This window comes from Nocardiopsis protaetiae (genome assembly GCF_045446735.1).
GTDB classification, from domain to species: domain Bacteria; phylum Actinomycetota; class Actinomycetes; order Streptosporangiales; family Streptosporangiaceae; genus Nocardiopsis; species Nocardiopsis protaetiae.
Map to the genome: position 1 here is coordinate 1 of NZ_JBJJBV010000303.1, position 8,425 is coordinate 8,425.

Here is an 8,425-nt window from a genome sequence, read left to right on the forward strand (position 1 = left end):
CGTCGAGATCGCCCGGCGCCAGCCGGACGGAACGTGGCTGTGGGTCGTGGACCAGCCGGCACTCCTGCCGTAGCGGGTCGGCGGTGGGCCGGCGCGGCCGAGCCCACCGCCGGGGGGCGGCGCATGGCCGCGTACCGCCGCGCGACGGCGCGCGGACATGCGGTGGCGCGCGGACACGTGGTTTGCGCGCCGCCGCCGTGTCCGGCACATCCCGGACGCGGCCCCCACGCCTCAGGCCCTCCCGCATCAGCGCCGTCGCGGGCCGCCACCCTGTGGCCGCTCCACCGCGACCTTCGGCCGGAAACGCTCCGCCCGGTGGCGGCGCCCACATGGGTGGAGTGCTTCGGGCCGCCGTCCTCTCCGGTGCGTGCGGCGGTCGGCAGTACTGCTGATAATCAGCACTACTGAACATCAGCAGTGCTGAGATTCAGGGCTGCTGAGCAAAAGCGGTGAAGCGGGGGAGGCCGCGGGGTGGAGGCTGAGATGGAGCGGTGGTGCTGAACATCAGTGGCGCCGACGTTCAGCAGTACTGACTTTCAGCACCGCTGAGCAAATGCCGCGCGGGGCCGGGAAAGCACCCCTGCGGCGGGCGGTGCCTTCGGAGAGCGGGCATGCTGGGGGGATGAGCACTCTGGACGCGGTGATCCTCGCGGGCGGGGCGGGCACCCGTATGGGCGGCATCGACAAACCGGGCCTGGCCGTCGGCGGGCGCACCCTGCTGGAGCGTGTCGCGGCGGCGGTCCGCGCCCACACGCCCGGGGGGCGGGTCATCGTCGTGGGGCCCGACCGGGAGACACCGGAGGCGCTGTACGTGCGCGAGGACCCGCCTGGTTCGGGCCCGGTCCCGGCCCTGCGGGCGGGGCTGGCCCACGTGATCGCCGACCGGTTCGCGCTGCTCGCCGCCGACCTGCCGCACCTGACGGGGGAGCACCTGGCCCTGCTCCAGCCGAACGCCGTGTTCGTCGACGCCGAGGGGCGCGAACAGTGGCTCACCGGGGTGTGGAACACCGCCGATGTCCGCGCCGCACTGGCCGCCTACACGGGCCGGTCCCTGTACGGCCTGCTCGGCCCGCTCACCCCCCGCCTCGTCCCCGCACCGGACCCGGACGCCGTCGCCGACTGCGACACCCCCGAGGACCTCGAACGCGCCACCCGCCGCCTGAACGGCTGACCCCGGCCCACCGCCACGCCGGTCCCGGGGGCCGGGGGTTTCCCGCCGGGTCACAGACGGGCCGCCGCCACGGCGGGTTCGGGGCTTCCCCGCCAGGGCACTGCTACGGGGTCCGGGATCTCCCCGCCGGGTCACCGCTGAGGGTTCCGAGGTCTCCCCGCCGGGTCGCCGCTACGGCGGTCCCGGGGGCTTCCCTGTCGGGTCGCCGCCACGCCGGTCCTGGGGGTCCCGTTGCCGGGCCAGTGCCGTGGCGATCCCGGGGTGCTTCCCGCCGACCCATCGCCACGGCGGTGCTGGGGCCTTCCTGTCGGGTCGCCGTCCCCGCGGCGGTTCTGGGGGTCTCCTTGCCGGGCCAGTGCTGTGGCTATCCCTGGGTGCTTCCCGTCAGCCCACCGCCACGGCGGTCCCGGGTTTCCCACCGGGTCGCCGCCACAGGGTTCCCGGGGATTCCCAAGGATTCCCGAGGGTTCTCGGAGGTTCCCGGGGATTCCCGCAGGGCGGGCGGGGTCGTCGCGGCACCTTCGTCCCCGGCCCGGACCTGGGGCGACCACGCCCGGGGGTGCGCGGACCGGTCCCCGACTTGCGGAATGTCCGCACCGTCCCCCATCATGAGCGCCATGACGATCAGGAAGGGCGGTCTCCGCCTGGGCCGTTGAGCCCCACCGAGCCGACGCAGGCGTCGGCCCACCAGCTTCTGTCCACCGTCGAACCCCTCTCCTGTGCCGCGCGGATGCGCGCCCTGACGGACTTCGCCCGCCGCCGCGCGGGAACCCCGGAACTCTCCGCGGTCGTCCGCGACCTTGAGGACCACGTCCGGGGGACCGGCTTCGCCCCGCACGCCCAACGGGCGTTCGCCTCCCACCTGGCCCTGGTGTCCCGCGACCTCAACGCGGTCGCCCGCCATCTCGCCTCGCCCCACCCGGACCTGCGCCGTGCCGCCCTGCGCGCCGTGCGCACGCTCCCGGTCCCGGACGAGGCGGTGCTCCCCGTCCTGCGCGACGCCCCCACCGGGCTGCGGCGCGCCCTCTACCGCACCCTGTTCCACGCCCGCCGCACTGCCCTGGCCGACCGGCTGCTGCCCACCGTCCGCCGCGACCACGGCGCCCCCGAGGCCGCCGCCCTCCTCCCGGCCTGCTCGCCGCGGGCCGTCGCCGACCACCTGCCCGGCCTGGCCCACGCGGTCCGGTCCTGGACCCGGCTCGCCCGCCGCCACCCCGACACCCTGGTCGCCTACCTGCGCACCCTCGGCGACGAACCGGTGGGGCGGGCCCTGCTCGCCCTCGACCCGATCCGCCCGGCCGCGGTCGCCGAACTCGCCACCGGGAACGGGCGGTGGCGCAGGCGCCGCTACCCGCACGCCGCCCGCATCTGGGACGGGGAGGGGGACGGGGGCGACTTCTACCCGTCCCGGTACCCGCGGAACCCCTACGGCGGCCGCCGGGTGCGCTCCCTGACGCGCACCATGCGGTCGGACCCCGACGCGGCGCACCCCGTCCTGCGCGCCATGGAGCCCGAGGTGCGCGCCGTCCACCTGGACCGCTTCCTCGCGGACCGCGACCGGATCGCGCCCCGGTGCATCCTGCGCCTCCTCGACCTGATGTCCCCGGGCACGGCGGACCGGGAGGCGCGGGCCGTCCTGGAGAGGATCCGCCGCGACCAGCGGTGGCAGCACCGGCGCCATGACCCCCACCTGGACCTGGACGCCCTCGCCTTCCTGCCCTACGCCGAGGTCTCCGACACGCTCGCGGAGGCGGCCGCCTCCGGTGACGCGGCGCGCCGGGCCCGCGGCCTGGCCGCCCTGGTCACCGCGGCGGGCCGTACGGGGGACCCGGCACTGGTCGCGGACCTCCTGGTCACCCGGGCCGAGCGGGCGCGCGCCGAACGCGATCCGGTGCGCGGCGCACTGCTGCGTTCGGTGGCCGGTCTTCCGGTGCCCCTGCTCGCGGAGGCGCTCCCGGCCCTGGAGCGGCTGCTCACCGACACCGTCCGGAGCCGCGACGCGGGCACGGACACCCGCCGGGCGCTGCGGGACACCGCCATCCGCCTGCTGCGCCACCCGGCTTCCGGAACCCGGGCCCGTTCCTGGGCCCTGGACGTGTACGTCCGCCTGGTCGAGCGGTTCGGCCGGGACGGTCTGGGCCGAACCGGGCGGCCCCGCGCCAATCCGCCGTGGTGGTCCGGACGGCACGGCAACACCCCGACCGACCTCGAACCCCACCTGGACCAGGTGCTGCCCGCCGGGGCGGAGGCCGAGCTGTACCGGCGGCTGGCCCCGGTGCTGGACGCGGCCCGTGCCCGCGGCGAGCACATGTCCACCGCTCTGGTGGCCGGGGAACTGGGCCGCCGGATCCGGAACCTGCCGGAGCTGCGCGCGCACCTGCGCTCTGCGGTGCTGGAGGCCGACGACCCGGACGCGAGGGACACCGCGGCCCGGCTGTACCTGTCCGGTCCGGACGCCGCCGACAGGGCGCGGGACCTGGTCGAGGCCGACCCGGACACCATCGGACTGCTGCCCAAGGCCTGGTCCCTGCTGGTCCGCTCGCAGCCCACCGACACCGTGCTGGCGGCCCTGGCCGCCGCCGACCCCTCCCGGGTTCCGGCCCCGGACGGGAACGCGGCCCGCCGGTGGCCGGTCCGCCTGACCGCGGCCCTGGCCGACCGCCTGGCGGCCATCGCGGCCGACCCGGCGGCCGGTATCCCGGCCCGGGAACAGGCCCTTGTGCGCCTGGGCGACCTGCCCCGAACGTCGCACCGGCTGCGGCCCTACCTGGACGGCGACGACGTCGTGCTGCGCGAGGCGGCGCTGTCCGCCCTGGGCCGCAGCGGCGACCGCACCCTGGACACGATCCTGCGGGGCGCGGACGGGCCGCAGTCGCGGGCGGCGGGACCGGCGCTGTCGCGCCAGGCCCTGGCCACCCCGCCCACGCTCCTGGGCCCGGCCCTGGCCGACGCCCTCCTGGGTCCGGCCAAGGTCACCGTCCGCAAGACGGCGGCGCGCCTGCTCGGCCACCACCGGCCCCCTGGCGCGGTCGGGCACCTGGTCCGTGCGCTGGACACCGGGGGGCTGCACCGCGACGTGCGCGCCGCGGTGGTGGGCGCCCTGGTCCACTGCCTGGACGACCCGGCGGCGCTCCCGGCGCTGGCCGGGCACGCCCCGTCCTTCACCGAGGCCGAACTGCACCTGGCCCTGCTGGCCCCGGGGCCGCTGCGCTGCCCGCCCGAACACCGGGCGGCGATGGCGGCACTGGTGGACGGCCTGCCCGAGGCGGACACGGACCACTGGCGGCTCGGCGGCTGGGCGATCCGCTGGTGGCGCTGGAGCGAACAGCGGGACGCCGACACGGTCGTCGACGCCCTGTGCGGACCGGGGCACTCCTTCGGCCGGGCGCTCATCGGGGCCCGGTCCCTGTGGGAGCGGGGGGTCGGCCTCGACCGTGCCCCGGAGGCGGTGGAGTGCCTGCTGGCCCGCGTGCCGGAGGGGATGACCGTCCCGGTGCGACCCGGGGAGGACACGCCGCACCGCCGTCTGGTCCGGGTGCTCGAAGTCTTCTGCCGTACGGTGCGGGCATCGCGGGACGACGACACGGTCGACCGGGTCCTGTCCCTCCTGGCGGAACGGGGGGAGTACTCGGTGGAGGCGTCGAATCTGCTGCTGGGCCGGTTGCGCGCCCGGCTCGGCCAGGAGGACGCCCCGCCGCAGGAGCTGGCCGGCCTGGCGCTGCGGCTGCTGCGCTCCAACGGGGGCGGCACCCTGCGCGGCTCCCGGCGCGGCGACCTGGTGTGGATGCTGGCGGACCGGGACGACGGGCGGGCCGAGATCTGCGAACGCCTGCTCTCCGGGGCCGGGACGGAACCGGTGCTGCGGGGCCGTGCGGGACACCTGGTCCTGGGCCTGGTCGACCGGGCCGTCCGTGAACACGGCTGGTCCGACCCCTGGCCCGCACTGCTCGCCCGCGTCGCCGACCTGGGCGACCCGGCCCTGCGCGCCGCGGCCCTGCGCCTGGCCGCCGACTGATCCGCCTACGGGCGGTCGGGGCCGCCGGGCTCGTCGAGTTCGTCGAGGGGGAGGGTCTCGCGCAGGAAGCCGCGCAGCTGGAGGAAGTTCTCCAGGTAGGCGCGGTGTTCGTCGCAGGCGGTCCAGACCTTGCGTCGGTCCGGGGTGTGCAGCTTGGGGTTGTTCCACACCAGGGCCCACACCGCCGTGTCACGGCAGCCGCGCCGTGAGCAGATCACGGTCTCGGCCTGTTCGGAATCGCCCAACGCTGCCCCCGAGGAGAAAAAGCGGAACGCCCGGTGAATGGGCGGCAACGGCAGGGTAGGGGACCCGGGCCGGAAAAGACAAAGGCGACGCCGGGTGGCTACGGGGGCAAACCACCCGGCGTCGCATGCGATGTTCCGACGGGGGCTCGAAACATCGTCCCGCGCTCCGACGGGGGACCGGAGCGCCAAGACCCAATGTACACCGCCACCCCCGGGGGTACGTCAAGAGTCAGTTACGACGTTGTCTCGGGAGAGTCCCGGCGCTCCGAGGGCTTAAGTCCCAGGTCAAGGCTTATGTCCCCATTCTGTAAGGGCTGCGGGGGTGTGACGGAGGAGATGTCCGTGCCCTCCTGGTCACGGAAATCCCAACAAGGTCCAAAGTCCTTATCCGTACCGGGTCAAGCGTCGCGTCCGTTCCCTTCCCCGACGCGCGGGGCGGGGACGGGGTCGGTGTGGCGGGCGGGGAATGTGGGGAGGCAGGTGATCGGGGCCGGCCCGCGGGGCCGCGCGCAACCGATCAGTCAGGGGGTCCACATGTCCGGCCACACCTACCGGGTCACGGAGATCGTCGGCACGTCGCCCGAGAGCGTCGCCAGCGCGATCAACAACGGGATCGAGCGGGCGTCGAGCACGCTGCGCGGGCTCGACTGGTTCGAGGTCACCGAGATCCGCGGCCACATCGAGGACGGCCGCGTCGCACACTTCCAGGTGGGCCTCAAGGTCGGTTTCCGGCTGGAGGAACCGGAGGGGTAGAACCCGGGGGACACCGGCGGGGCCGGGCGGGGGAGTCGTCCCCCGCCCGGCCCCGTGTCGTGCCGGTGGGTTCCGGTCGGTGTCGGCCTGTGCCCGTCCGGGCCCGCCTCGCCGGCCCGCGCCGGTCAGCGCTCCTGGGCCGGGTCCCGGCCGCGCTGCACGTCCACGTGCACGTGGTCCAGGTGCCGCAGGATCTCGTTGTCCGGGTCGGCCTCGTAGTGGCGCCACCCCAGCGACGGGAAGTAGGTGCTCCAGATGCGGTCGTCGAAGATGATGACGTCGATCTCGTAGTCGGGCGCGTGCGCGATCAGCCAGTGCGCCATGATCCAGCCCTCGCGCCGGTTGTCCTCGTCGACCGGGCGGTAGAAGATGTCCAGCGCCCGCCCCTCGTAGTGGGCCGACCCCTCGCCGTGGCCGGTGTTGTAGCCGCCGGGCACGTAGCCGCCCAGGCTCAGGTCGGAGAAGTGCTCCTCCACGCCGTCCTTGAGCTTCTGTGCCCGGGCGGTCAGGCCCGAGGGCTCCAGGTCGGGCTCCACGAGCAGTTCGCCGTTCTTGACGGAACGGCAGGTCAGCGAGGGTCCGGCGTCGTCCTCGGGGCCGTTGGCCAGGACGTCCATCACGGCGTCGGGGATGTCGTCGGTGTCGGGGGCCGCCAGCGGTGCGGCGTCGCCCTGGGCGATGACGGCGGCCGCGGTGGTGGCCCGTTGTGCCTGGTCGCGCTCCAGCGGGAAGGTCTCGTCGCCGACCCACGCGGAGCATTCGGGTCCCCACGGTGTGGAGATCGGGAAGGCGACGTCGCCGCGCTGGGCGACCCAGCGGGTGCCCAGGGCCGCCAGGGCGCCCAGGACGACGAGGATGCCCACGGCCAGGAGGACGCCGTTCCAGCGTCTCCCTTGTCGTACGGGTCTGTGTGCCATGCCCCTTGTGCCCTTCGCTCGTGCCGGACGGTGGCCGCCCGGCGCGGGTTCCAGAGTGGTCAACTCCTCAGGAGATCCTCAGATTTCCGGCACAACGGACATTTTCCCCACATTGCTTCGCGTCCACTCCTGTGAACGCCGGACGCGGAACGCGCTCAGCGCACCGACCACAGCACCAGCAGGCCGCCCACCAGCAGGGTCACCGCCCAGATCCGGTCCATGGTGACCCCCTTCCACCGCAGCGCGTGGACCCCGAGAAAATCGTGCGCGACCAGCGCCGCCGCGGTGCAGGCGGCCAGCATCGCCGCGGTGTGCACCCCCGCCGCGAACAACCCGGTGAGCGTGGCGTCCCACAGATCCCACACCTGGTCCCCGGGAACCGGCGCCGCCGCGGCCCCCGCCGCCTCTCCTGTCTCGGTGCCCGCGGCCGTCTCACCGACCCCGTCCAACTCCGGGGCCCCAGGGGCGCCTGCCACCTCGCCTGTGTCGGTGACCCCGGTCGAACCGCCGTCCCCTGCTACCTCGGCAGCCCCGGTGGCCCCGCCTGTCTCCAAGGCTCCAGAGGCACCTGCCGACCCGCCCGTCTCGGTGCCCGCGGCCGTGCCTGCGGCCCCTGCCGTCTCGGCGGCCCCGGTGGTCACGCCGGGCGCTGGAGTACCCGGGTCGGCGGGGGAGGGGGCGGCGCCGTGGCCGGTGTGGCCGCCGCCGTGGCCCGTGCCGTCGTGGGAGGTGCGCCCGGCCAGCACCGGCATGAGCATCAGCCCGGCCCCGTGCGCCGACGCCATCACGAACGACCAGGCCGCCAGCTGCCAGGGCGGCAGCCGGAGCTCCGTCCGGTGGACGTGGCGGCGCCACAGCAGCATCACCAGCCCCACCGCCACGATCACCCCGCCCCCGACCACGGGGAAGAGCACCGACGCGGTCACCGACCCGGTGACGGTGATCGCCACCGCGGCCGCCGCGACGCTCACCGCGTGACCGGCGGCGATCGGGGGCAGCGCGCGCAGCACCGCGGCGCGACCGCCCTCCTGGAGGCCCCGCGCCACCGCCAGCATCCAGCCCATGCCCGGATGCAGGCCGTGGAAGGCGCCCAACGCGACGAGGGTCAGAAGCTGAGCGGAGGTCACGGCGTCAGGTTCACACGCGCCGGGGGAGCGGGCAACGGGTCGCCGCGGGCTGACCGGCACCGGTCACCTGGCGTGTCCGCGGTTTCACCGCGGGTCCGAGCGGGCAGCCGCGCCTGTTCGCACCGCCCCGCACCGGCCCGCCTCGCCCCGCACCGGCGCTCACCGGCCCGCGCCCGTCCGGCCCGAAACGGCGGAGG

6 protein-coding genes are annotated in these 8,425 nt (G+C 75.4%); 3 read left to right on the forward strand and 3 right to left on the reverse strand.

Annotated features, from left to right (window positions below; translation table 11 throughout):
- Window positions 1-622 precede the first annotated feature (622 nt).
- Both mobA and ACJOT3_RS29910 read left to right on the forward strand, forming a co-directional pair.
- Complete coding sequence (gene mobA / locus ACJOT3_RS29905) at window positions 623-1,171, forward strand: molybdenum cofactor guanylyltransferase (protein WP_406976483.1); 549 nt, start codon at window positions 623-625, stop codon at window positions 1,169-1,171.
- Window positions 1,172-1,823: 652 nt separating this feature from the next.
- On the forward strand, window positions 1,824-5,186 hold the full coding sequence (locus ACJOT3_RS29910) for a hypothetical protein (protein WP_406976484.1): 3,363 nt from the start codon (window positions 1,824-1,826) through the stop codon (window positions 5,184-5,186).
- A gap of 5 nt (window positions 5,187-5,191) precedes the next feature.
- Here ACJOT3_RS29910 and ACJOT3_RS29915 read toward each other — a convergent pair whose 3' ends face one another.
- Window positions 5,192-5,431, reverse strand: coding sequence for a hypothetical protein (locus ACJOT3_RS29915; RefSeq protein WP_406976485.1), 240 nt, complete (start codon window positions 5,429-5,431; stop codon window positions 5,192-5,194).
- A gap of 534 nt (window positions 5,432-5,965) precedes the next feature.
- Between ACJOT3_RS29915 and ACJOT3_RS29920 the strand changes: the two genes are divergently transcribed.
- A complete protein-coding gene (locus ACJOT3_RS29920) occupies window positions 5,966-6,184 on the forward strand; it encodes a dodecin (protein WP_406976486.1) in 219 nt (72 codons plus the stop codon).
- A 125-nt stretch (window positions 6,185-6,309) separates the two neighbouring features.
- Here the strand turns inward: ACJOT3_RS29920 and ACJOT3_RS29925 are convergent, their stop codons facing one another.
- Both ACJOT3_RS29925 and ACJOT3_RS29930 read right to left on the reverse strand, forming a co-directional pair.
- On the reverse strand, window positions 6,310-7,101 hold the full coding sequence (locus tag ACJOT3_RS29925) for a VldE C-terminal domain-containing protein (RefSeq protein WP_406976487.1): 792 nt from the start codon (window positions 7,099-7,101) through the stop codon (window positions 6,310-6,312).
- Window positions 7,102-7,256: 155 nt separating this feature from the next.
- Window positions 7,257-8,228, reverse strand: coding sequence for a cell wall anchor protein (locus tag ACJOT3_RS29930; RefSeq protein ID WP_406976488.1), 972 nt, complete (start codon window positions 8,226-8,228; stop codon window positions 7,257-7,259).
- Window positions 8,229-8,425 lie beyond the last annotated feature (197 nt).